Source organism: Methylophilus sp. Leaf408 (assembly GCF_916856905.1).
Lineage (GTDB): Bacteria > Pseudomonadota > Gammaproteobacteria > Burkholderiales > Methylophilaceae > Methylophilus.
This window is the reverse complement of sequence record NZ_CAKASK010000001.1, coordinates 1,675,047-1,698,245: the sequence shown is the minus strand read 5'-3', so window position 1 is coordinate 1,698,245 and position 23,199 is coordinate 1,675,047. Positions and strand designations below refer to the sequence as shown.

Below are 23,199 nucleotides of genomic sequence, written 5' to 3'. Positions count from 1 at the left end.
CGGGCTGTTCCTGTTTCACTAAAGAGAATTAATTGATACGTTTGTCACGCTCAATCAATGCATAAGCACTATGGTTGTGGATGCTCTCAAAGTTCTCTGATTCCACCACATATTTCACAATGCGTTTTTCTTCATTCAATTGTGCTGCGACATCACGCACCATGTCTTCCACAAATTTTGGATTGTCATACGCACGCTCAGTCACAAACTTTTCATCCGGGCGCTTGAGTAAACCATACAACTGGCACGAAGCCTGTTCTTCAACTAGTGAAATCAAATCTTCCAGCCATATGAATTCGTTCAGCAAGGCAGTCACTGTTACATGCGAACGCTGATTATGCGCGCCGTAATTTGAAATCTGTTTGCTGCATGGACATAAGCTGGTGACTGGCACCATGACCTGAACGGTAATTTCAAACTGGCCATTCTTGATTTCACCGATGAAAGTGACTTCATAATCCAGCAGGCTTTTCACGCCAGATATAGGCGCGGCCTTGTTGATGAAATACGGGAAACGCATCTCTACATAACCGGACTCCGCTTCCAGGCGTTCCACCATTTGACGCAAAATCGTCTCAAACGAGTCGATCGAAATGGCGCTTTCGTTCATGTTGAGAATCTCAACAAAGCGCGACATATGCGTGCCTTTGAAGTTGTGCGGCAAATGCACATACATATCGAACACCGCTACGGTATGTTGCTCACCGCCGGTTTTATCTTTGACAATCACCGGGTGACGGATAGACTTGATACCGACTTTGTTAATGTCCAGCCGGCGTACGTCAGGGGTGTTTTGTACGTCTTCAATCACTGCAGGAATTACGGGTTGATTCATCAGGGTTCCAAAGCGGGAGTGCCCGCGATTTGATAAATGGTTGAATATACTACTCAGCTATTAATTTCTCAATAGCCGAGCAAATACCGGATTTGTCTAGACCACAATCGGCCAGCATAGTTTCATGAGAGCCATGTTCGATAAAACGGTCGGGTAGACCTAAACATAGCACAGGCTTCACGATTTGATGTGCTTGCATGCATTCCATCACTGCAGCACCAGCGCCACCCATGATCGCGTTCTCTTCTATAGTCACTATATAGTCATGCGTGCGTGATATTTCAAGTACCTTCGCCGTATCAAGTGGTTTGATGAAACGCATATTCACCACGGTAGCATCCAGTGACTCTGCCGCTTGCAGCGCAGGGTGCAGCATACTGCCAAAAGCCAGGATGGCAACTTTTTTACCCTGGCGCACCAGTGCTGCCTTACCGATTTCTAACGAATCAAGTGTGGGCGAAGTGGTGGTACCTATACCACTGCCGCGTGGATAACGTACGGCGGCCGGACCTTTGTATTGATAGCCGGTGCTCAGCATCTGGCGGCATTCCTGTTCATCACTGGGTGCCATAATGACCATATTGGGAATGCAGCGCAAAAAGCTCAGGTCGAAGCTACCTGCATGCGTAGGGCCATCGGCACCGACCAGACCAGCGCGGTCAATCGCCAGCAGCACATCCAGGTCTTGCAGCGCAATATCGTGGATCAACTGATCGTAAGCGCGTTGCAGGAAGGTAGAATAAATGGCAACCACCGGCTTCAGTCCATCACACGCCATCCCGGCAGCAAAGGTCAGCGCATGCTGTTCGGCAATGCCGACATCAAAGTAGCGTTGCGGATAAGTTTCAGCAAAACGGTTCAAGCCCGAGCCATCACACATGGCCGGTGTGATACCGACCAACCGGCTATCAGCTGCCGCCATGTCCACCAGCCAGTCGCCAAAAATCTGGGTATAAGTAGGGCATTCACTCACAGTGAGGCAATGGCCGTTTTGTGGATCGAATTTACTGACGCCGTGATATTTGTTCGGGTTGTCTTCGGCCGGGGTATAGCCTTTGCCTTTTTGCGTGACTACATGCAGGAATTGCGGTCCTTGTAACTGACGGATATTGCTCAAGGTATCCACCAGCGTGGCAATGTCATGGCCATCGATCGGGCCAATGTAATTAAACCCGAATTCTTCAAACAAGGTGCCGGGGGTGACCATACCTTTGGCATGCTCTTCGGCGCGACGCGCAAACTCTTTTACCGGCGGAATGATATCCAGCACTTTTTTCCCGCTACGGCGCACGCTGTCATACAGTTTGCCGGACATCAGCCGCGCTAGGTAATTGTTCAGTGCGCCGACATTGTTGGAAATACTCATGTCGTTGTCATTCAGGATCACCAGCATATTCGTGTCCATATCACCGGCATTGTTCAGCGCCTCAAATGCCATGCCTGCCGTCATCGCGCCATCACCGATAATCGCCACGCTGCGACGGTCAGAGCCTAGCGTTTTGGCTGCAACCGCCATACCGAGGGCGGCCGAAATCGAGGTGCTTGAATGGCCAGTCCCAAAAGTATCGTATGCACTTTCGTCACGTTTGGGAAAGCCTGCAATACCCCCAGCCTTGCGCAATTGCGCCATGGCCTCGCGGCGGCCGGTTAAGATCTTGTGCGGGTAAGTTTGATGCCCTACGTCCCACACCAGGCGGTCATCAGGGGTGTTGTAAACGTAATGCAGTGCGATCGTCAGTTCGACCACGCCCAGATTAGACGCCAGGTGACCACCTGTTTGAGAGACGCTGAGGATCAGGAATGCGCGTAATTCTGCTGCCAGGGCTTTTAGTTGTGACCGGTCCAGCATGCGCAGGTCGCCTGGAGAGTCAATGCGGGACAATAGGGAAGTCATGATCAGAATGGACGCTCACAAATAAAACGGGCAATCCCGCGGAGTGGATCTGCCTGGTTATCGAACCCGGCCAGTAGCTGCAAGGTTTGTTCGTACAATCGCTTTACCAATGCATTCGCCTCATCAATGCCTAACAGGCTCACATAGGTGGATTTTTCCTGTAGGGCATCCTTTCCAGCAGTTTTACCAAGCGTCTGGGTATCGGCAGTGGCATCGAGAATGTCATCGACCACCTGGAATGCCAGTCCCATGTTTTCACTGTAGTGGGTAAGCAAATGAAGATCAGCCTCAGAGATGTCCTCTGCTGCATAGGCACCTAGTAATGTTGCTGCCCGGATAAGTGCGCCAGTTTTATACTGATGCATGGTTTCCAACGCATTGCGAGTTAACAGTTGCCCTGTGCTCTGCAAGTCAATGCTTTGCCCGCCACACATGCCGCGTGAACCGGTGGCTTGCGCCAGTACCTGCACTTGTTTTAAAGCTTGTGGGGCATTCGTCTCCGCAATCGATTGAAATGCCAGGGATTGCAGCGCATCACCGACTAAAAGGGCAGTGGCATCGCCATATTGTTTATGGCAACTGGGTTTGCCTCGACGCAAATCGTCATCATCCATGCAAGGCATATCGTCGTGCACCAGCGAAAACGCATGAATCAACTCTACAGCCACTGCGGCCGCATCCGCCGAACTGGCTGGCGCCCCGACGAGTTCGGCAGAGGCGTAACTGAGCAATGCCCGCACGCGTTTCCCCCCTCCTAGCACTGCGTAACGCATGGCGGCATGCAAGGTCGCCGGTGGGATGTCTGCTAGAGGTAATATGCGGTCCAGCGCCTGTTCGACCCGTTGCTGGTGAACGGTTGCCCAAGGCTCAAATGTAAATGATGAAATGCGCATGACGATAAGTGAATGTTATTTCAATCACTCAATGTCGAAAGGGGTTAATTGCTGTTGCTGATTCAAAATCAATACGGTTTGTTCAGCTTGCAGTAGCGATGCCTGGCAGCCTTGCAGTAGTTGCATGCCATCCGCATATGCGGTGAGGGCATCTTCTAGTGGCAACTCACCAGACTCCATGTTCCGGACGATAGTTTCCAGCGCGGTTATGCGCTGTGCAAAAGTTTGCGTATCACTGGCCGCAACGGGAGATTTTTTTGGGACGCTCATTGAAGGTTAACCTGTTAAAACGCCTGACATTTTAACAAAACTCATTCGGCTTGCGGGATTATTCTCGGACGACTAAACAAGATCAGGCAGGTAATACGCGCAGCAGAAAGCTGCGGATATCGTTTATTTCCTGTTCGCATACGCTATGCGCCATAGCGTATTCATGCCATTCCAGTGAATAGCCAGCAGCTTTCAATACCTCTTTGGAAGCTTCTGCGGTAGCAAGTGTGATCACCGTGTCAGCGCGACCATGTGCCATCCAGATAGGTGTTTGCCGGTTAGCCGGGTGCTGCTCGCTGACCAGACTATTTTTTAACGGTAAGTAAGTGGACAGCGCCAATACGCCCGCCAGTGGCTGTGTGAGTCGCGTTGCGGTATACAAAGCCATTGCACCGCCTTGGGAAAATCCGGCCAATACAATCCGGCTGGAAGGAATGCCTTTTGAGATTTCACTTTCTATCATAGCGTTGATTGTGACCTGCATTTCTTTAATGCCAGCTTCATCTTGTGGACTGTCTGGTTGCAGTCCAAAAATGTCATACCATGCGCGCATTTCATAGCCGTTATTCAAGGTGACGGGGCGGTAGGGTGCATGTGGAAGGATGAAGCGGATATGCGGCAGATTCAGCATCTGTACAACAGGCTCAAAATCGTGACCGTCGGCGCCCAGCCCATGCATCCAGATGACTGTTGCGGATGCATTTTCTTGTCGGTTAACGACAATATTTTCTAACATGGTATTCTTGGCTTAAGGGTAAGTAGACAGTTAGTATAGCAGTGAGCTATGGTGGCACGGATCCCTTCAGTTATTTAACAGCTGGTGGAGTTAAATTCTTTACTAAGTGAATTGATTTTTATGGCGAAAGAGCAGTAATGCTACATGGAGTACCAGCATTTAAATCGCAAGTGATGGTTGCATTGCCTGGCGCCTTTGCGCTAGAAGCAAAATTAGTCATGGTAATTACTTTTGCCCCATTATTAATTGCGATGCATGCTCTAGCTAAAGGCGCAGGAATGTCTGAGGTTGGTTTGCTAAGTTGGATATCTACATAGACTCTTCTTGCGTAGCTGCTAGCTTCTGCCAAACATGCATGGTTTGCGGTGTCTTGGATATAACTTTGATACGCTGGCATTGCAACTGAAGCAAGAATGCCAATTATCGCTACGCAGATTATTAATTCAATCAAGGTGAAACCTGATGAGAGAATGATGGCTCTATTGTAAATCATCTGTTTTATGATTCAGATAAAAAGCCCTGCATATTTGCAGGGCTTTTTAAACAGTAACTTGATGGCAGTTTTCAAGTGTTAGGAAGGTTTATTGAGATAGAGTACAGGCACCTGCACTCTCCAAGTTACATGAAACTGTTCTACTTGGAGTGCCATTAACTGGTGTAAATGATAATGTTGTTCCTGTTATTGTAGTTGGCGCAGTAACGGCTGAACAGTTGTTTGCAACATAGTCGGTAACAACTCTACCTAACGATAGTTGTGAATAAGCACGTTTAGAGTATGCAGTTGCTTCAGATAAGCATGCTCCATCGTGAGCCTCTCTTATGTAATCCGTATATGCCGGAATCGCTACAGAAGCCAAAATACCAATAATGGCGACAACGATCATCAATTCAATCAGGGTAAAACCTTGTTGTACGTGTTTTTTCATCATATTTCCTTCAAGTCAAGTTTTAAAGTGAACATCTTCTAGTTCAGCCACTGCTTTTCCAACAGTGTTCGGGTATCTATAAGCAACAGCTGTGCCAGTCTGTATTTGAAGTAATAAGTGATTGAAAAAAAAGAATTAAATGACTTTTATGCTTTATTTCACTGAATTGAAATGCGTTTCTACGGGGTAGATTCACTACAGGTGTAATGACGAAAAGTGACAGGGTGAGTCCATATTTGGCATCAAGGGTGATGTTTTTTGTCAGTTTTATCAAGGTGGTCAGAATGCAATAAAGGGATTGTGTGGTACACAATCCCTTTATTTTTAACAGTGTCAGACTTTTGGCCTGATTCTGCATTTGCAAAAACTTAAACAGTTACAGCGTAAGACTTACCAGAATTTCCACCAGGGTTTACTGTTGCCTTGCGAACTTTTTCCAGAACCCTGGCTGATTACTTTCCCGATTCGGCTACCTTTTTCAGGCTCTCCAGACCCGGATCAAAATACTCGTTGATGGCTTTAGTCGCTGCATCATCGTTTTGTTCCGGTTTCGGGATGTTGGAAGAGTCAGCACGAGTGTAGCTGCCTTTTACCGTCACCACTGTTTCGCTGCCTTTGGCAGTCACAGAAACGGTTGGATAAAAGTTTGAAAGTTGTAATGTGCTTTTGTCCAGGATGTACTCATATTTCAGGCGCATGCCTGCGTCATCGATAGAGCGCAGTTTTTCATACATGGTGCCGCCATTTTTCAGTTTGACAGTACGGTAAGTGGTGTCATCACCGTTTTCATCTTTTTTCTGCTCAACTTTGGTTGACTCCACGCCAGAATGCCAGGCTTGCACGTTGCCGAAATCTTTCAGCAATGCCCATACCTTCGCCGGAGGCGCTTTGATGGTGACGGTTTTTTCAAAACGCAAAGCCGCAGCGCCGTGCGCGGCTGCCGTCAATGGAATCAGTGGCAATAAAGAAACGGCAATGATGCCAAATATTTTTTTCATTTCAATCTCCTGATATTTACAGATGTTTTAAAGCTAAAAAGTAATCAGTCTTTTGAGTTTTAAAATAACCCGTGACTTTACCTAAAAAAACGACTCTTTGCGACTAGTTCATGGGCAATCCTGTGAAAAAACTGAAAAAGGGAAATGGTGAAGCATGACTCATTACTTTGCTTCCAGAATAAATTGCCCGAACGAGCGGCAAAGTTTTGGGCTGGCAACGGTGTTCGTCACCGTGTTGGTCCTTGCATCGATAATCGACACTGTATCTGACCCCCAGTTGGCGACGATAACTTGCTGTGTCGCTTTGTCATATTCAATGCCTTCAGGAAACTCGCCGACCTCAATGGTCTTGACCGTTTTTGCAGTGGCAATATCAATGACAGACACGCTTTCTGCATGATTGTTGCTGACATACGCCAGACGCCCATCGGGACTGATGGCGACACCATAAGGGTGCTGTCCGGTTTTGATAGTGCTGGTCTGAAACGAATCTACATTCATCAACGTCAGCGTGTTGCTGACTACATTGACGACAAATATTGTCTTGCCATCAGGGCTTAAGGTGAGTGCAAATGGATGAATGCCTACTTTGACTTGCGCAATGGTTTGCAGCGTTCTTGTATCAACCACGGTCACATCATCACTGTCGCGATTGGCAATAAACAGTTTTTTGTTATCTGCACTCACCACCATGCCAGAAGGTGTCTTACCTGCTTTAAACGTTTTTTGTTTCTCTAAATGCGCAGTATCGATGGCAATTACCTGCGCACCACCCCAGTCGGCCACATAAAGTGTTTTCTCATCCCGGCTTAGCGTAATACCCACTGCCTGGATATTCACCGGCACTTCCTGGATCGTTTTCTGTGTACGGCTATTGATAATAGAAACCGTTTGGCTATTGGCGTTGCTGATATACACACGCTGTTGTTTGCTGGCGATTGCCACACCGACAGGCGCCTTGCCGACGTCTATGGTGTGCGTGACTTTTTTGTTCTCAATATCGAGGACAGACACGGAATCACTGCCTTGATTGGTGATGTAAGCAAGGTTGCCCGCAGTCGTATTCAAACTCCACAGCAATGTTAGCAATATGCCCAGGCTGATATGCCGGAAATTCGGTTTGCGTCTATGCATTGGTTTGGATACGTAATGAGTTCGAAATAAGGTTCATGGCTGGAAAACGCTTTGACTTAAATCGGGTTGACAGCAGAGATTGCAGAAAATTGTATTTATAAGCAACAAATTAAGATTGGATTTTGTAAATGTATGAAAATTAAGGGTTTTTAATCCCTTTTTGCAGGGCAGGAAAAACTCCTGATGCATTAATTACCCTACAATAAGTATGGGGATTATTCAACAATGATATAGAGGAGTTTTGAAATGAAAAACACATTTTCTTTGGGTAGCAGGTTGATATTGGCAATATCTTTCCTGGTTGCAGCACATTCTGCGAATGCGTTAACTACAGGCACAGTGTTAGGTAGTGATTTTGTAAATGGGCAATCTAGTTACAGCACGTCTTTCTCAGGCGGGACTTCTGCCACTTTTGTCGGTAGCAGATCCTTCCAGAAAAAGACGCAGGATGGAATGACCGGTGTAGGTATTTCTGATGGCAGAACTGTCGGCGAGATTGATATTGATGAAACACTGACCGGCACTTTTTCTAAAGAAGTCATCTTTTCAACATTGACAATCGGTTTGCTGTTTGACGGCCCTGAATACAGTGATGTGAAAGAGGTTGCAAAATTCCTGGTGAATTTTGCCGACGGAGGCAGTGATACTTTTTATTTAACGGCAACTGGCAAACATACTGCGAGCTGGACAGGTGAAGGTTCTCCATTATCCCTCGGTAGTGGCGCTGTGGATGGTGGCACCGGCGCATGGCTATTGAACAATCCTTTTGGCTTCCGCTCAGTCGATAGCATCGTGTTTAGTGCATCGCCTGGTGTGGCCAAACATTCTTGCCATAACTGTACCAACCAGTCAGACTTCACTTTTGTAAGTGCGACCGTCATCCCGGTGCCTGAAGCGCAGACTTCAGCCATGCTATTTACAGGATTGCTTTTGATGGGTGCTTTGTCATTACGCCGTAGATTCTGATTAGCAATCTAAGCATGAAAAAGCTCACCTTTGGTGGGCTTTTTTGTTAGCTGCCAGCCATTTCATCCAAGGCACCATGGATGTCCTTTCATTAAACTGTAAAGTGTGAAAAAATTGCAGTAAATATTGAAGGCAGTTTTTATGTTAGATCGTGATGGATACCGTCCTAATGTGGGGATTATTCTATGTAATTCCCACAATCAGGTGTTTTGGGGCAAACGTATCAAAGAGCATGCATGGCAATTTCCCCAGGGAGGCATCAAGTATGGTGAAACCCCTGAGCAGGCCATGTACCGCGAGTTGATGGAAGAAGTTGGCCTCAGGCCCGACCATGTCAAAATCCTGGGACGTACCCGGGATTGGCTACGCTATGAAGTGCCGACTAGTTGGATCAAGCGCGAATGGCGCGGTAGTTACAAGGGTCAGAAGCAAATCTGGTTTTTATTGCGATTGATAGGCCGGGATTCCGATGTGTCGCTACGTGCCACTGAACATCCGGAATTTGATGCGTGGCGATGGAGTGAGTATTGGGTGCCGCTGGCCGATGTGATCGAGTTCAAGCGCGATGTTTACCAATTGGCGCTGAACGAGTTAGCTGCTTTTTTGCGCAACCCTGCCAAGCGATATGGCGGCAAGGCGCGCAAGCCGGCCAACGATGCCTTACCTACAGTGGGTGATGAATAGTGCTGTTTAATATTTCAAACTGCTTCCGTTAAATCACGCGGCAATATCCATTCTGGTCGGATCCGGTGGCAGGTGTAGCCTTGTGGATAGCGGACCAGATAATCCTGATGCTCTGGCTCGGCTTCCCAGAAATCACTGGCTGGCGTCACTTCAGTGACCACTTTTCCTGGCCAGATGCCTGAGTGATTCATCTCATCAATTAATTCTTCAGCGGTGTGTCTTTGTTGCTCGGTCAGGTAAAAAATCGCTGAGCGATATGACGGCCCCATGTCATTGCCCTGGCGGTTGAATGTAGTCGGGTCATGGATCTTGAAGAAGAAAACTAATAGCTGTCGCAAACTGATGCGCTCTGCATCGTATAGAATTTCCATCGCTTCAGCATGATCACCATGATGACGATAGGTCGCATTTGGCACATCTCCGCCGCTATAGCCGACGCGTGTGCTGACAATGCCAGGTAGCTGGCGGAATAAATCCTGCATTCCCCAGAAACAACCACCGGCAAGGATTATTTTGTCTGGCATATTAAAAACACTCACTTTCCAAGGCGTGAAAAAACAAAAATTTAAGACAAGAAAAAATTAAAAAAGGCTAACGAGAAACTAAAAATATTTCGCAACCTCTTTGTTAAGGTCTCGCGTATGGAATCAACCACTTACAATCTGTCCAGTATAGGAGGTTTAGGTTAAAATGCTGAGTTTTAGTTCTATTGCATGTTTTGGGGATAAATATGGCTGTCAAGTTGGGGATTAATGGCTTTGGACGGATTGGGCGCATGGTTTTGCGTGCTGCTGTTCAAGAATCCGAGTTTAATGATATTGAGGTGGTTGCCATCAATAGCTCGTATGACATCGAATACATGATGTATATGCTGAAATATGATTCCGTGCATGGCCGTTTTCAAGGCACCGTAGAGGCTGACCATGGTAATTTGATCGTGAATGGCAAGCGCATTCACCTGACTGCAGAACGTGACCCCAATAATATTGACTGGACCAAAGGCGGCGCGGAAGTGATCGTGGAATCTACCGGCGCGTTTTTAACGCAGGGCACGTGTCAGCCTCACCTTAATCGTGGTGCGAAAAAAGTGGTGCAATCTGCGCCGGGTAAAGATAACACGCCGATGTTTGTCTATGGCGTGAATCACCAGGAGTATGCGGGCGAAGCCATTATTTCTGCTGCTTCGTGTACCACCAATGGCCTGGCGCCTTTAGCCAAAGTGCTGCATGACAATTTTGGTGTCAAACGCGGCCTGATGACCACCATTCATGCAGCAACTGCCTCACAACTGACTGTTGATGGCACTTCCAAGAAAGACTGGCGCGGCGGCCGTAGTGTTTTTGAAAACATTATTCCTTCCAGTACCGGTGCCGCTAAGGCAGTGGGTAAAGTGATTCCTGCGCTAAATAAGAAGCTGACTGGTATGTCCATGCGCGTGCCGTCTGCCGATGTATCTGTCGTTGACCTGACTGTAGAGCTGAGCAAAGAAACCACCTATGAAGCTATCTGTGAAGCCATGCAGCAAGCTTCTAAAGGTGCATTAAAAGGTGTGCTGGATTACACTAGTGATAAAGTAGTCTCTACAGACTTCCGCAGTAGCCCGGCCGCCAGTGTGTTTGATGCGGATGCGGGTTTGATGCTGGATCCTACTTTTGTAAAAGTGATCGGCTGGTACGATAATGAATACGGTTATACCTGCAATCTCTTGCGCCTGGTTCAACATATTGCTTAAATGATGACGGGGCTTATTGCCCCGTTTGCACATCTGTCATAATCCATTTGCCTATTTAATTATTAATTGATATTGATCGCTACGGAGCGCATGTATGAAATTCATCAAAATGACCGACCTTGATTTGCGCGGCAAGCGTGTGTTTATCCGTGCTGACTTAAATGTACCGGTAAAAGATGGCGTGGTCACCAGCGATGCGCGTATTGTGGCCAGCATGCCGACCATTGAGTTTGCCTTAAAAGCAGGCGCCAAAGTAATGGTGACTTCGCATTTGGGTCGTCCTGAAGAGGGCGTTTATTCAGAAGAGAATTCCCTCAAGCCGGTGGCTGATGTCATGAGCAAACTGCTTGGGCAACCCGTGCGCCTGGTAAAAAACTGGCTGGCTTCCAATGCACCGGCTGATAGCTTGGGCACAGAAGATGGCCAGCTTATCCTGCTGGAAAATTGCCGTTTTAATGTCGGCGAAAAGAAAAATGATGATGCACTAGCCAAAAAGTATGCTGCTTTGTGCGACATATTTGTGATGGATGCCTTTGGCACCGCGCACCGCGCTGAAGCCTCGACCCACGGCATTGCCAAATTTGCGCCTGTGGCCTGTGCCGGTATTCTGCTGACGGAAGAGCTGGATGCATTAGGTAAAGCATTACTGGCGCCAGCCAGGCCATTCGTGGCTATTGTCGGCGGTTCTAAAGTGTCCACCAAGCTGACCGTGCTGGAAAGCCTGTCTGATAAAGTGGATCAATTAGTGGTAGGCGGTGGCATTGCCAATACTTTCCTCAAGGCTGATGGTCATGAAGTGGGCAAGTCCCTGTGTGAAGATGACCTGGTGGAGACTGCCAAAGGTTTGATGAGCAAAATGTCCGACCGTGGCGCCTGTGTACCGATCGCAAAGGATGTGGTAGTGGGTAAGCAGTTTGATGCCAACGAGCCGGCAGTCAAAAAATCTGCCGATGAAGTGGCAGCCGACGACATGATTTTTGATATTGGCGAGAAATCGGCGGCTGAGCTGGTGGATATCATCATGAATGCGGGGACTGTAGTGTGGAATGGCCCGGTTGGCGTATTTGAATTTGACCAGTTTGGCGAGGGCACCAAAACCATAGCCAAAGCCATTGCAGAAACAAAGGCATTCACGCTGGCGGGTGGTGGCGACACGATTGCCGCTATCCAGAAATATGATATTTACGACAAGGTTTCGTATATTTCTACAGCAGGCGGCGCTTTCCTCGAGTTCCTCGAAGGTAAAACCTTACCGGCGGTGGCTATCCTGGAAGAGCGCGCCAGCTGATCCTGACCCACATACATTCTCCCGCTAACGTTTTAAAACGTTAGCGGGACAGTCAACCGGTGATGTTTGTCATACACTTCAACACGGTTCCTGCCTTGTTTTTTCGCCACATACAGTGCCTTATCAGCTTGTTCCAGCAATAAGTCACCATCTTCACTGAAATTCAGCGCCTGATTGCGTGCATGTTGTTCTTTGTGAGTGGTGGAATGCTGCACGCCCAGTGACGCAATACCGATACTGATCGTCATCAGGCGATGCCCGGCAAAGCGGATATCCAGCTCCATCACTTTCTGGCGGATACGTTCGGCAATTTTAATCGCTTCCTGCTGGTTGGTCTGGCCCAGAATCAGCACGAACTCTTCGCCGCCATAGCGCGCCGCCATGTCGCCGGGGCGGTTGCTGTAGCGTTTTAAAATGCCTGCCAGCTTACGCAAACACTCATCTCCGGCCGCATGCCCCATGCTGTCATTCAGCTGTTTAAAGTGGTCGGCATCTATCATCATCACGCTTAAGCTGGATTGATGGCGGATGGCACGTGACCATTCATCCCGCATGAATTGCTCTAACCGGCGACGATTAGCCAGGCCGGTGAGCGGGTCAGTGTGGGTGAGCGCGGAGATGCGATCCTCAACCTGCTTATGATGCGTGATGTTGGTCAGTGATAGCAAAAAAAGATTGTTATTAGCCAGCGATGTTTGCATGGGCTGCAAGCTCAAAGTGAGCCAGGTGGGTTGTTTGGTGGGTGTATGACACAGATAGTCCATGCTGAAGTGACCGACTTTGCCACTTAACACTTTTTCAATGCCGGAAATCAATGGTGGCAGATTAGTATCTTCATTGGCACGGCAGATGTCCAGGTACGCAATACCAAACCAGTCGGTATCCAACTCCAAACCATAAAACAAACCGAATGAACGCCAGGCCTGATTGACATAAATAATGCTGCTCGTCTCATCTATCACTGCAATTTGCAGTGGCAGTGTGTCCAAAATACCATTCAGTAATTGTTCTGCAATATCCACAAAATATCCAACAAGGTTGCTGAAACTTACAACGGGAATAGCGTGTCACTCTTATTCTATTCAAGCGGGAACCGCCTGTCTAACTTTCGTGATGTAAATTAGCATTAAAATTGCTTGTGTGATAACTAACCAACAATGAAAGAAATCAATAATGACTACTCGGGTAGGTATTAACGGATTTGGCAGGATAGGCCGCATGGTGCTGCGAGCCGCATTAAATCAGGCAGAGTTCAATGAACTGGAAGTAGTTGCCATCAATGGCATCGAAGAGCCGGACCATATGCTCTACATGCTGAAATATGATTCAGTGCATGGCCGACTGGCATATGATGCACACTTAGAGGGCGATTTTCTGGTGGTGGATGGCAAAAGAATACGCTTGACTGCCGAAAAAGATCCTGCGGACATCAACTGGGCAGCTGTTGAAGTCGATGTGGTAGTTGAGTGTACCGGTGTTTTTCTGACAAAAGAATCCTGTGCAGCCCATATTGCCGCAGGTGCAAGTATTGTGGTGCAATCGGCGCCAGGTAAAGATGATACCCCGATGTTTGTTTTTGGCGTGAATCACCTGGATTACCAAGGCGAAGAGATTGTATCCGCGGCTTCTTGCACAACCAACGGTCTGGCGCCTATCGTAAAAGTATTGCAAGACCAGTTTGGGGTCAAGCGTGGGTTGATGACGACGATTCATGCCGCAACGGCTACGCAGAAAACGGTTGATGGTACTTCGAAAAAAGACTGGCGCGGCGGGCGTGGAGTGTTTGAAAACATTATTCCTTCAAGCACCGGCGCGGCAAAGGCAGTCGGTAAAGTGATTCCGGAATTAAACAAGAAGCTGACGGGCATGGCGATGCGTATCCCTTCAGCAGATGTCTCTGTCGTTGACCTGACTGTGGAGTTGGAGCAGGAAACTTCATATGCAGAAATTTGTGAGGCAATGAAATTTGCCTCCGAGCGTGATTTAAAAGGCGTGCTTGGTTATACAGAAGAGCAAGTGGTCTCAAGTGATTTCCGTGGGTATCCGGCAGCCAGTGTATTTGATGCCAGCGCCGGCATCATGCTCGATTCCACTTTTGTGAAAGTGATCGGCTGGTACGACAACGAATATGGCTACACCTGCAACCTTTTACGTCTAACCAGTTATGTGGCACAAGCCAAATTGGCGATAACGCAATTGCCAGAACAAACCGTAGAGGCAGAAGCTGCTTAACGTGTCTTGAGCTTTTTACTTCAGCCAACATCCCCCGGTAAATTGTTCGCCAGTCATCTAACAGTGCATTTATAATATCGGTTTTACTTTTGCGATAGATATTATGCGTGCGCCTTTGCTGGAAACTTCGATTAAAAGCCTGAAGAAATTGCATCAAGGCAAGGTGCGAGACATTTATGATATCGACGCGCAAACCATGTTGCTGGTCAGTACTGATCGATTGAGCGCGTTTGATGTGATTCTGCCAACCGGTATTCCCCACAAAGGTGCCATGCTGACACAAATGGCTAATTTCTGGTTTGAACAACTGGCAAATGTAGTGCCCAATCACCTGACCGGAATAGCACCGGAATCCGTCGTAGCCCCAGATGAAATTGAACAAGTCAAAGGCCGTGCAGTGGTTGTCAAAAAGCTTAAAGCCTTGCCACTGGAAGCGATTGTGCGTGGATACCTGGTCGGTAGCGGCTGGAAAGAGTATCAGGCCAAAGGTACCGTTTGCGACATTCCATTACCTGCCGGGCTGCAACTGGCACAACAACTACCCGCTCCTTTATTTACGCCTTCCAGCAAAGCTGCGGTTGGCGAGCATGATGAAAATATCAGTATTCCTCAAGTCGAAGCGTTGATTGGCAAGGATATGACTGCCCAAGTCGAAAAAGCGGCGATTGCGCTGTATACCCAAGCTGCCGAATACGCGCTTACCAAAGGCATTATCATTGCCGATACCAAGTTTGAATTTGGCGTGGATGCAGATGGTGTATTGCACGTCATGGATGAAGTGCTGACACCGGATTCATCGCGTTTTTGGCCAGCTGATCAATACCAGGAAGGTGCTAATCCCCCAAGTTATGACAAGCAATATGTGCGTGACTGGCTGGAAACTTGTGACTGGAACAAAACAGCGCCGGGCCCGGAGTTGCCAGCAGATGTTGCGAAGCGAACCTCCGATAAGTATATGGAAGCATTTGCCAAGCTGACTGGCCGTACCTTGCAAGTCGATTAATTCAATACACTGATGAGTTTTCGCGCACAGCTGGCTACCTTGGCCAGCAGATTCAAACAAGAATTAGCGTTTTACCGGGCGCTACATGCGCATCCGCAAACCCCAAGGTTGGCAAAAGGATTGTTATGGCTGGCGATGGGCTACCTGGTTTTACCCTTTGACCTGATTCCGGACTTTATCCCGATTATCGGCCAGCTGGATGAGCTGGTGATTATCCCGACATTGCTCTACTTCGCTCTTAAATTAACGCCGGTTGAGGTGCGTCAATTTTGCCGAGATCAGGCAAGCGCTGCTGAAAATCAAAAATAATGCGGTTTGCAAACAAAGGTTTATGTTAATCGCCTATAATGGCGGCTTTTCGTGAAATAGGTTTGAAAAGATGTCATTGAATTTGGTAGCAAGCGGCAAAGACTTGCCGAACGATTTTAACGTCATTATTGAAATTCCAGCCAATGGCGACCCGGTTAAATATGAAGTAGACAAAGAAAGCGGCGCATTGTTTGTTGACCGTTTTATGGGTACTTCCATGCAATACCCATGTAACTATGGCTACATTCCACACACTTTGGGTGATGATGGAGACCCGGTTGATGTATTGGTGATTACACCTGTACCACTGCTGCCAGGTGTAGTGGTGCGTTGCCGTCCATTGGGCATGCTGAAAATGACTGATGAAGCAGGCGGTGATGCCAAAGTGCTGGCAGTGCCTATTGAAAAAGTATGCGGTTTGTACGCTTACCAAAGAACATTAAGTGATGTTTCGCCTTGGCGCCTGGACATGATTGCGCATTTCTTTGAACACTACAAAGATCTGGATAAAGGCAAATGGGTGAAGATTGAGGGTTGGGCCGGCATTGAAGAAGCACATGCTGAAATTCTTGGGGGCGTGGAGCGTTATAACGCTTTAGAAGTGAAGCCTGCATTCTAAATATTCATGGTTAATTGAATGAAAACAAAAAAGTCGGCAATCGCCGACTTTTTTGTTTTAGCGCGATTGAATTAATGTAGAAGCGGGACAATCAATAATGCAACGATGTTAATAATCTTAATCAGCGGGTTGACGGCGGGTCCGGCGGTATCTTTGTAAGGATCCCCTACAGTATCCCCGGTCACTGCGGCTTTGTGTGCATCTGAGCCTTTGCCGCCGTGATGGCCATCTTCAATGTATTTCTTGGCATTATCCCAGGCGCCACCACCAGTACACATTGAAATTGCTACAAATAAACCCGTGACTATCGTGCCCATCAGCAAGCCACCTAAAGCGACCGGGCCGAGGAACAGGCCGACCAGTATTGGTGCAGCTACTGGCAATAATGAAGGAATCATCATTTCCTTGATTGCCGCTGTGGTCAGCAGATCGACCGCCTTGCCATATTCGGGTTTGGCCGTGCCTTCCATCAAGCCCTTGATTTCGCGGAACTGGCGGCGCACTTCTTCTACCACGCTGCCAGCAGCACGACCCACGGCTTCCATCGCCATCGCCGCAAACAGAAAGGGAATCAGGCCGCCGAGGAACAAACCAATAATCACATTGGGATCGCTTAAATCAAAGCTGGCTGTAATGCCGGCACCTTCAAGTTTATGTGTGTAATCAGCAAACAAAACCAGCGAAGCCAGTCCGGCAGAGCCAATCGCATAACCTTTGGTCACGGCTTTGGTGGTATTGCCAACCGCATCCAGTGGGTCAGTTACATCACGCACGCTACTTGGCAATTCTGCCATTTCGGCGATGCCACCTGCGTTGTCTGTAATTGGGCCATAGGCATCCAGCGCCACTACGATGCCAGCCATACTCAGCATGGCCATAGCAGCAATTGCAACGCCATATAGCCCTGCCAGGTGGAATGCCACATAAATCGCTACACAAACGGAAAGCACTGGCAAGGCGGTGGATTTCATGGAGACGCCGATGCCCGCAATGATGTTAGTTGCATGTCCAGTGGTGGAGGCTTGTGCTACGTGCTTGACCGGCGCGTAGTCAGTACCAGTGTAGTACTCTGTGATCCAAACCAGTGCCGCAGTGAGTACTAACCCAACTGCGCAAGCGCCAAACAACGCCAGGTTGGATACGGTCACTTCTCCATGAGTGTAACCTTGCGGAAATGCATATTGCGTGACAAAGTAAAACGCAATAAGCGACAGCACACCCGCTACAGCCAAGCCCTTATACAGCGCAGGCATTACATTTTTCATACCTGGCGATGCCTTTACGAAGAAACAGCCAATGATGGAGGCAACGATAGATACCGCACCCAGCAGTAGCGGATATATCACGCCGTTGGCACCCGCTTCAGCTGCCATTAGCCCACCGAGCACCATGGTAGCAATCAGGGTCACGGCGTAAGTCTCAAACAAATCGGCGGCCATGCCAGCACAGTCGCCAACGTTATCGCCTACATTGTCAGCAATCACTGCCGGGTTGCGTGGATCATCTTCTGGAATGCCTGCTTCAACCTTGCCCACCAGGTCGGCACCAACGTCAGCGCCTTTGGTGAAAATCCCGCCGCCCAAACGCGCAAAAATCGAAATCAGTGATGAACCAAACGCGAGGCCGATTAAAGGATTCAAATCGGTTGCCTGTTCAGCACCGAGAAAAATATAGAATCCGGCGACACCCAATAATCCCAGCCCTACCACCAGCATGCCTGTAATTGCTCCGCCTTTAAAAGCGACATCCAGCGCCGGCCCGATGCCATTGGTGGCCGCTTGTGCCGTACGCACGTTTGCTTTTACGGAAACATTCATTCCAATAAACCCGCAAGCGCCGGAGAGCACAGCGCCTACCACAAACCCGATTGCGGTGTATAAGCCCAGGAAAATCCCGATCAGCACAGCCAGGATGATGCCGACGAGGGCAATCGTTTTGTATTGTCTGGCCAGGTAGGCGGCCGCGCCTTGTTGAATCGCCCCTGCAATTTCTTGCATGCGGGCGTTGCCTGCAGGTAATCCCGAAATCCACTTACTCATTACTACGCCATAAAGTACCGCCAAAACTGCTGCGCCTATGGCCAACATTAATGCGACTGACATGTGTTCTCCTGTTCCTTTTGAAACTGCGTTGAACGTAATGACTACTTAAATTTGTTACTTAAGCTGTAAATGCTGAATCGTTCCTTAGGTATGTGAGTTGTAAATGAAGTGTAACGGCGTGGTGCATTATGGCACTATTTAAAGAATGCGCACAAGTAAGGTGCAATTAGAAGCAGCATAACGGTGAAACGCACCTACGATTCGGTGACGACAGGGTGCAAGATTTGCAAAAAAGAGTCAGGTATCGCGCTGGCGGTCAATAAAGTGACGTAAAGCGGCTTCAAGTGCTGGGTTCTCAATCTTGTCTGCGCATGCTTCCAGCGTGCTCAGGGCTTGATCTGACGGGGACTGGATACGTTTCTGTTTAGGTTTGGGACGAGATTTGACTTGCACTTTAACTTTAATTGCGCTAAGGTTTAACCCTTTGTTTTTCTGGGAATTTTGACAAAAATCCCAGATTTTTCGTAGCAATCCGGTTTCTAATAACCTGATTTTGCTGGCAACGGCACCTGAATAAGCACCGATTGTGAGTGTGCCATCTTCCAAAGCCAGCACATGAGAAAGTTTAGATAGTTCCGGGGCAACCGTAGACCATAACCGCTGTAATTGTTGACGATCATTAGCCTCTTCTAAAAGAGGTTTTAATTCGTGATGGTTTGTGAAAATCCGATTGATTTTTAACATGCGTTTGGATTTTAAATTACGTGGTTGTCCGCAGAGTGCTTGAATATTGTACTACACCGATTATTCTCACGGGCCATTCCCTTGAGTATTCGGCTAAAAGCGAGAGTTCCTGGCATGATTAATATCATTATTGTTTCAGAAAAAATGGCCAAGCCTAAAACGCTAGGCATGTTTGAAAGCGTAGGTCTGGTGCTGGCGTTGATACTTGTGCCCGTAGTGCTGACCTTGTTTTTTATTACACCGCAACAAGTCATTAAAAGTCAGGGTGTTAAAGCGATTCTGCCTCCCCATTTAAGAGGTGCCATGCTTTCTACACAAAGTCATCTCGATGCCTATGCCAAGCAAATTGGCGAATTACAGGCGCGTATTCTGCGCCTCGATGCGCAAAACCAGCGTTTATCCAAACTGGCAGGGATTAAATCCAGCGCTGAGCCTATCAACGAACGTACCTCGGTGAATGAAGTGCTCGGCCAGGGCGGGCCTTTAGTTAAGGATGCGCCCCTAACCGAAGATGACCTGAAAGCAACCATTGAGCAAATGTCGGCTGACCTTGATTTCCGTGATGAATACCAAGGCAAGATAGAAGCAAAGTTGCTGCTTAAAAGTGTGTTAAGAGAAATGTTGCCGAATAGCAGTCCGGTGGACGCGGCATTTAGCTCTTCAAGTTATGGGTGGCGGATCGACCCCATGAGTGGCCATCGTGCTTTTCATGAAGGTTTAGATTTTCCGGCTGCTTCTGGCACACCGGTTTATGCGGCAGCTGACGGCATTGTTACTACTGCTGTACAAACTTCAGATTACGGGAATCTTTTGAAGATCGATCATGGGTCTGGTCTGGAAACCCGTTATGCGCACAATTCCAGACTGCTCGTTAAAGCAGGTGAGCGCGTAACCAAGGGGCAGAAAGTGGCATTGATTGGTAGCACTGGCCGTTCTACGGGCCCACATTTGCATTATGAAATTCGCCTCAACGGCAACCCGCTCGACCCCCGTGAATATCTCAGGAACCATTCCTGACTGAATTCAATTGCTTGCGTGCAATAATCAAGACAATTCGCCTCTATATCTTATACAATCCTAGTTTATTCTTTTAACCCCGCTCTGGCGGATATCGGTGTGACTCATGTTAGCCTCGTTGTTTAAAAAATTCTTTGGTAGCCGTAACGACCGCCTGGTCAAGCAATATCAGCAAACCGTCAAACAAGTAAACGCTTTGGAGCCTGAAATTCAGGCGCTAAGTGATGAACAGCTGCGGGCAAAAACGGAGGAATTTAAGCAACGCTATACGCAAGGTGAAACACTGGATAAATTGTTGCCAGAAGCATTTGCCGTAGTTCGTGAAGGCAGCAAGCGTGCATTAGGCATGCGTCATTTCGATGTGCAACTGATTGGTGGCATGGTACTACATGCTGGCAAAATCGCCGAGATGCGTACAGGTGAAGGTAAAACTTTGGTTGCGACCTTGCCGACTTACCTTAACGCATTGACTGGTAAAGGCGTGCATGTCGTTACTGTCAATGATTACCTGGCTAAACGCGATGCCGAATGGATGGGTAAACTGTACAACTTCCTTGGTTTAAGCGTCGGTATTAATCTTTCGCAAATGCCGCATGATGCCAAGCAACAAGCTTATGCCTCGGATATCACTTACGGTACTAATAACGAGTTCGGCTTTGACTACCTGCGCGACAACATGGTGTTCAGCAAAGAAGAACGCGTGCAACGTCCGTTGCATTATGCGCTGGTGGATGAAGTTGACTCCATTTTGATTGATGAGGCGCGTACGCCACTCATCATCTCCGGCCAGGCTGAACACAGTGTGGACCTGTACGGCGCAATCAATGAAGTCGCCAAGCAACTGGTACGTCAACAAGAAGAAGAGGGCGAAGGTGATTTCTGGGTGGATGAAAAAGCCCAAAGCGTTACTATGAGCGAAGCCGGGCATGAGCATGCCGAGCAACTGCTTGAACAAGCCGGCATGTTGCCAGCGGGTTCCAGCCTGTATGAACCGGCTAATATTACGTTAGTGCATCATTTGTATGCTTCATTGCGTGCGCAAAATCTTTACCACCGAGATCAGCATTATGTTGTGCGTAATGATGAAATCGTCATCGTTGATGAATTCTCAGGCCGCATGATGCCGGGTCGTCGCTGGTCAGATGGTTTGCATCAGGCGGTGGAAGCCAAGGAAGGTGTGGCGATCCAAAAAGAGAACCAGACACTGGCTTCTATCACGTTCCAGAATTACTTCCGCATGTATCAGAAACTAAGCGGTATGACGGGTACAGCCGATACAGAGGCCTACGAGTTTAACCAGATTTATGCGCTGGAAACGGTGGTAATTCCTACTCACAGACCTGTGCAACGTTCGGATGCGATGGACAAGGTGTACCGCACCGGTATGGAAAAGTACAAGGCTGTGATTGAAGATATTAAACAATGCCAGGCTAAAGGGCAGCCAGTGTTGGTCGGGACTACATCAATTGAAAACTCAGAGCTGATTTCGCAGCTGCTCACGCAGGCCAAACTCGAACATCAAGTGCTTAATGCTAAGCAGCACGAGCGCGAAGCGACTATTGTTGCCGAAGCCGGACGTCCCGGCATGATTACCATTGCAACCAACATGGCAGGTCGTGGTACCGACATTGTCCTGGGCGGTAATTCTGAAGGCGAAATTCACGCTATTCACAACGATACTAATTTAAATGATGCGGATAAAGAGACAAAAATCGCGCAGCTGAAGGCGGAGTGGCAGCAACGCCACGATGCAGTGCTTGCGGCAGGTGGCTTGCATATTATTGGTACTGAACGGCATGAGTCCCGTCGCGTCGATAACCAGTTGCGTGGCCGTTCTGGCCGTCAGGGTGACCCAGGTTCCAGCCGTTTCTACCTGTCGCTTGAAGATCAATTACTGCGTATTTTCTCAGGCGAGCGCGTTGCAGCGATTATGACACGCCTGAATATGCCTGAAGGTGAAGCGATAGAGCATGCCATGGTCACGCGCGCGATTGAAAATGCGCAACGTAAAGTGGAAGGCCGCAACTTCGATATCCGCAAGCAATTGCTGGAATACGATGATGTGTCGAATGACCAGCGCAAGGTCATCTACGAACAACGTAACGAATTGCTGGAATCAGTCGATGTTGGTCAAACTATCCGCGCGATGCGTGAGGATGTCGTCAATAGCTTGTTTAATACCCATATTCCTCCTGGCAGCGTAGAGGAGCAGTGGGATGTGCCTGCGCTGGAAGTCGCATTGCGTGAAGATGCCAGCTTGCCCTTACCCGTGAGTGAGTGGCTGGAAAGCAATCCTGATTTGCATGCAGAAAGTTTGCGTGAACGCATTGTTGAAGCTGCGAATGAAAGCTATGCCTCCAAAGAAGCGTTAGCCGGTAACGATAACATGCGTAATTTTGAGCGTGCGGTCATGCTGCAAAGCTTGGACAATCATTGGCGGGAGCATTTGGCCGCGCTAGATCATCTGCGCCAGGGCATACACCTGCGCTCTTATGCGCAAAAGAATCCAAAACAGGAATACAAGCGCGAAGCATTCGAGTTATTTGAGTCTTTGCTGAATACTGTAAAAACTGAAGTCACCAAAATTACCATGCAGGTGCAAGTGCGTTCACGCGAAGAACTTGAAGCAGAAGAACGTCGCGCTGAAGAAGCATTGCGTGCTACCGATGTCGGCAATGTGCAATATCAACACACTGATTACGACAATGCTCTGAGCAATAGTGGCAATGAGACTGCTGAAAAACAGCCGTTAAACCTGCCTGAAGGAGTACGTGTTGGCCGTAACGACCCATGTCCATGCGGTTCAGGCAAACGTTTCAAAAATTGCCATGGTGCTTTGAGCTAAATGCACCAAATAGGTACAAGCTAGTAGGAAAG

General features: G+C 48.2%; 23 protein-coding genes. 10 read left to right on the top strand and 13 right to left on the bottom strand.

All coding sequences use genetic code 11. The features are described 5' to 3' along the window. Nucleotides 1-28: 28 nt before the first annotated feature. The 9 genes from folE2 to LPA26_RS07870 form a co-directional block, all read right to left on the bottom strand. Entirely contained in the window at nt 29-835 is an 807-nt protein-coding gene (gene folE2, locus LPA26_RS07910; RefSeq protein WP_055872241.1) for a GTP cyclohydrolase FolE2, read from the bottom strand. A gap of 49 nt (nt 836-884) precedes the next feature. Then, complete coding sequence (gene dxs / locus LPA26_RS07905; protein WP_229007932.1) at nt 885-2,729, bottom strand: 1-deoxy-D-xylulose-5-phosphate synthase; 1,845 nt, start codon at nt 2,727-2,729, stop codon at nt 885-887. Between the two features lie 2 nt (nt 2,730-2,731). Then, nucleotides 2,732-3,622 carry a polyprenyl synthetase family protein gene (locus LPA26_RS07900; protein WP_229007931.1) on the bottom strand — a complete coding sequence of 297 codons (891 nt, stop codon included), beginning with the start codon at nt 3,620-3,622 and terminating at the stop codon, nt 2,732-2,734. 24 nt (nt 3,623-3,646) lie between these two features. Next, nucleotides 3,647-3,892 (bottom strand): exodeoxyribonuclease VII small subunit, encoded by a 246-nt coding sequence (gene xseB, locus LPA26_RS07895; protein WP_229007930.1) that lies wholly within the window; start codon nt 3,890-3,892, stop codon nt 3,647-3,649. A gap of 82 nt (nt 3,893-3,974) precedes the next feature. Then, nucleotides 3,975-4,628 (bottom strand): alpha/beta hydrolase, encoded by a 654-nt coding sequence (locus LPA26_RS07890; RefSeq protein WP_229007929.1) that lies wholly within the window; start codon nt 4,626-4,628, stop codon nt 3,975-3,977. A gap of 118 nt (nt 4,629-4,746) precedes the next feature. Continuing rightward, the gene (locus tag LPA26_RS14325) at nt 4,747-5,121 is read right to left on the bottom strand and encodes a prepilin-type N-terminal cleavage/methylation domain-containing protein (RefSeq protein WP_305080479.1); all 375 of its coding nucleotides are present in this window, start codon (nt 5,119-5,121) and stop codon (nt 4,747-4,749) included. Between the two features lie 88 nt (nt 5,122-5,209). After that, complete coding sequence (locus LPA26_RS14320; RefSeq protein WP_305080478.1) at nt 5,210-5,554, bottom strand: prepilin-type N-terminal cleavage/methylation domain-containing protein; 345 nt, start codon at nt 5,552-5,554, stop codon at nt 5,210-5,212. Nucleotides 5,555-6,006: 452 nt separating this feature from the next. Then, nucleotides 6,007-6,552 carry an SRPBCC family protein gene (locus LPA26_RS07875; protein ID WP_055826870.1) on the bottom strand — a complete coding sequence of 182 codons (546 nt, stop codon included), beginning with the start codon at nt 6,550-6,552 and terminating at the stop codon, nt 6,007-6,009. Nucleotides 6,553-6,714: 162 nt separating this feature from the next. Then, nucleotides 6,715-7,686 carry a YncE family protein gene (locus tag LPA26_RS07870; RefSeq protein ID WP_229007928.1) on the bottom strand — a complete coding sequence of 324 codons (972 nt, stop codon included), beginning with the start codon at nt 7,684-7,686 and terminating at the stop codon, nt 6,715-6,717. Between the two features lie 246 nt (nt 7,687-7,932). On the opposite strand from LPA26_RS07870, the gene LPA26_RS07865 reads away from it, so the two are divergent. After that, the gene (locus LPA26_RS07865; RefSeq protein ID WP_229007927.1) at nt 7,933-8,652 is read left to right on the top strand and encodes a hypothetical protein; all 720 of its coding nucleotides are present in this window, start codon (nt 7,933-7,935) and stop codon (nt 8,650-8,652) included. A gap of 141 nt (nt 8,653-8,793) precedes the next feature. Continuing rightward, on the top strand, nt 8,794-9,336 hold the full coding sequence (locus LPA26_RS07860) for an RNA pyrophosphohydrolase (RefSeq protein WP_229007926.1): 543 nt from the start codon (nt 8,794-8,796) through the stop codon (nt 9,334-9,336). 14 nt (nt 9,337-9,350) lie between these two features. On the opposite strand, the gene msrA is transcribed toward LPA26_RS07860, so the two are convergent. Continuing rightward, nucleotides 9,351-9,860, bottom strand: coding sequence for a peptide-methionine (S)-S-oxide reductase MsrA (gene msrA, locus LPA26_RS07855; protein ID WP_229007925.1), 510 nt, complete (start codon nt 9,858-9,860; stop codon nt 9,351-9,353). A gap of 206 nt (nt 9,861-10,066) precedes the next feature. On the opposite strand from msrA, the gene gap (LPA26_RS07850) reads away from it, so the two are divergent. Then, nucleotides 10,067-11,068, top strand: coding sequence for a type I glyceraldehyde-3-phosphate dehydrogenase (gene gap / locus LPA26_RS07850; protein ID WP_229007924.1), 1,002 nt, complete (start codon nt 10,067-10,069; stop codon nt 11,066-11,068). A 94-nt stretch (nt 11,069-11,162) separates the two neighbouring features. Further along, on the top strand, nt 11,163-12,356 hold the full coding sequence (locus tag LPA26_RS07845) for a phosphoglycerate kinase (RefSeq protein ID WP_055826851.1): 1,194 nt from the start codon (nt 11,163-11,165) through the stop codon (nt 12,354-12,356). Between the two features lie 32 nt (nt 12,357-12,388). Here the strand turns inward: LPA26_RS07845 and LPA26_RS07840 are convergent, their stop codons facing one another. Continuing rightward, complete coding sequence (locus tag LPA26_RS07840) at nt 12,389-13,378, bottom strand: GGDEF domain-containing protein (protein ID WP_229007923.1); 990 nt, start codon at nt 13,376-13,378, stop codon at nt 12,389-12,391. 151 nt (nt 13,379-13,529) lie between these two features. On the opposite strand from LPA26_RS07840, the gene gap (LPA26_RS07835) reads away from it, so the two are divergent. The 4 genes from gap (LPA26_RS07835) (at nt 13,530) to ppa (ending at nt 16,519) form a co-directional block, all read left to right on the top strand. After that, nucleotides 13,530-14,588 (top strand): type I glyceraldehyde-3-phosphate dehydrogenase, encoded by a 1,059-nt coding sequence (gene gap / locus LPA26_RS07835; RefSeq protein ID WP_229007922.1) that lies wholly within the window; start codon nt 13,530-13,532, stop codon nt 14,586-14,588. Between the two features lie 103 nt (nt 14,589-14,691). Further along, a complete protein-coding gene (locus tag LPA26_RS07830; protein WP_229007921.1) occupies nt 14,692-15,591 on the top strand; it encodes a phosphoribosylaminoimidazolesuccinocarboxamide synthase in 900 nt (299 codons plus the stop codon). Between the two features lie 12 nt (nt 15,592-15,603). Continuing rightward, a complete protein-coding gene (locus LPA26_RS07825; RefSeq protein WP_229007920.1) occupies nt 15,604-15,900 on the top strand; it encodes a YkvA family protein in 297 nt (98 codons plus the stop codon). Nucleotides 15,901-15,970: 70 nt separating this feature from the next. After that, nucleotides 15,971-16,519: an inorganic diphosphatase gene (gene ppa, locus LPA26_RS07820; RefSeq protein ID WP_055826835.1), complete on the top strand. Its 549-nt coding sequence runs from the start codon at nt 15,971-15,973 to the stop codon at nt 16,517-16,519. A gap of 71 nt (nt 16,520-16,590) precedes the next feature. On the opposite strand, the gene LPA26_RS07815 is transcribed toward ppa, so the two are convergent. Both LPA26_RS07815 and LPA26_RS07810 read right to left on the bottom strand, forming a co-directional pair. Further along, nucleotides 16,591-18,621 (bottom strand): sodium-translocating pyrophosphatase, encoded by a 2,031-nt coding sequence (locus tag LPA26_RS07815; RefSeq protein WP_229007919.1) that lies wholly within the window; start codon nt 18,619-18,621, stop codon nt 16,591-16,593. 237 nt (nt 18,622-18,858) lie between these two features. After that, nucleotides 18,859-19,305, bottom strand: coding sequence for a DciA family protein (locus tag LPA26_RS07810; RefSeq protein WP_229007918.1), 447 nt, complete (start codon nt 19,303-19,305; stop codon nt 18,859-18,861). Between the two features lie 114 nt (nt 19,306-19,419). Between LPA26_RS07810 and LPA26_RS07805 the strand changes: the two genes are divergently transcribed. Together LPA26_RS07805 and secA are read left to right on the top strand one after the other, a co-directional pair. Further along, nucleotides 19,420-20,322: a M23 family metallopeptidase gene (locus LPA26_RS07805; protein WP_055826827.1), complete on the top strand. Its 903-nt coding sequence runs from the start codon at nt 19,420-19,422 to the stop codon at nt 20,320-20,322. A gap of 106 nt (nt 20,323-20,428) precedes the next feature. Continuing rightward, entirely contained in the window at nt 20,429-23,167 is a 2,739-nt protein-coding gene (secA, locus tag LPA26_RS07800; RefSeq protein ID WP_229007917.1) for a preprotein translocase subunit SecA, read from the top strand. Nucleotides 23,168-23,199: the final 32 nt, after the last annotated feature.

Coding starts and splice junctions, on each gene's coding strand:
- folE2 (WP_055872241.1), bottom strand. CDS start 835: ATGAATCAACCCGTAATTCCTGCAGTGATTGAAGACGTACAAAACACC.
- dxs (WP_229007932.1), bottom strand. CDS start 2,729: ATGACTTCCCTATTGTCCCGCATTGACTCTCCAGGCGACCTGCGCATG.
- LPA26_RS07900 (WP_229007931.1), bottom strand. CDS start 3,622: ATGCGCATTTCATCATTTACATTTGAGCCTTGGGCAACCGTTCACCAG.
- xseB (WP_229007930.1), bottom strand. CDS start 3,892: ATGAGCGTCCCAAAAAAATCTCCCGTTGCGGCCAGTGATACGCAAACT.
- LPA26_RS07890 (WP_229007929.1), bottom strand. CDS start 4,628: ATGTTAGAAAATATTGTCGTTAACCGACAAGAAAATGCATCCGCAACA.
- LPA26_RS14325 (WP_305080479.1), bottom strand. CDS start 5,121: ATGATTTACAATAGAGCCATCATTCTCTCATCAGGTTTCACCTTGATT.
- LPA26_RS14320 (WP_305080478.1), bottom strand. CDS start 5,554: ATGAAAAAACACGTACAACAAGGTTTTACCCTGATTGAATTGATGATC.
- LPA26_RS07875 (WP_055826870.1), bottom strand. CDS start 6,552: ATGAAAAAAATATTTGGCATCATTGCCGTTTCTTTATTGCCACTGATT.
- LPA26_RS07870 (WP_229007928.1), bottom strand. CDS start 7,686: ATGCATAGACGCAAACCGAATTTCCGGCATATCAGCCTGGGCATATTG.
- LPA26_RS07865 (WP_229007927.1), top strand. CDS start 7,933: ATGAAAAACACATTTTCTTTGGGTAGCAGGTTGATATTGGCAATATCT.
- LPA26_RS07860 (WP_229007926.1), top strand. CDS start 8,794: ATGTTAGATCGTGATGGATACCGTCCTAATGTGGGGATTATTCTATGT.
- msrA (WP_229007925.1), bottom strand. CDS start 9,860: ATGCCAGACAAAATAATCCTTGCCGGTGGTTGTTTCTGGGGAATGCAG.
- gap (WP_229007924.1), top strand. CDS start 10,067: ATGGCTGTCAAGTTGGGGATTAATGGCTTTGGACGGATTGGGCGCATG.
- LPA26_RS07845 (WP_055826851.1), top strand. CDS start 11,163: ATGAAATTCATCAAAATGACCGACCTTGATTTGCGCGGCAAGCGTGTG.
- gap (WP_229007922.1), top strand. CDS start 13,530: ATGACTACTCGGGTAGGTATTAACGGATTTGGCAGGATAGGCCGCATG.
- LPA26_RS07830 (WP_229007921.1), top strand. CDS start 14,692: ATGCGTGCGCCTTTGCTGGAAACTTCGATTAAAAGCCTGAAGAAATTG.
- LPA26_RS07825 (WP_229007920.1), top strand. CDS start 15,604: ATGAGTTTTCGCGCACAGCTGGCTACCTTGGCCAGCAGATTCAAACAA.
- ppa (WP_055826835.1), top strand. CDS start 15,971: ATGTCATTGAATTTGGTAGCAAGCGGCAAAGACTTGCCGAACGATTTT.
- LPA26_RS07815 (WP_229007919.1), bottom strand. CDS start 18,621: ATGTCAGTCGCATTAATGTTGGCCATAGGCGCAGCAGTTTTGGCGGTA.
- LPA26_RS07810 (WP_229007918.1), bottom strand. CDS start 19,305: ATGTTAAAAATCAATCGGATTTTCACAAACCATCACGAATTAAAACCT.
- LPA26_RS07805 (WP_055826827.1), top strand. CDS start 19,420: ATGATTAATATCATTATTGTTTCAGAAAAAATGGCCAAGCCTAAAACG.
- secA (WP_229007917.1), top strand. CDS start 20,429: ATGTTAGCCTCGTTGTTTAAAAAATTCTTTGGTAGCCGTAACGACCGC.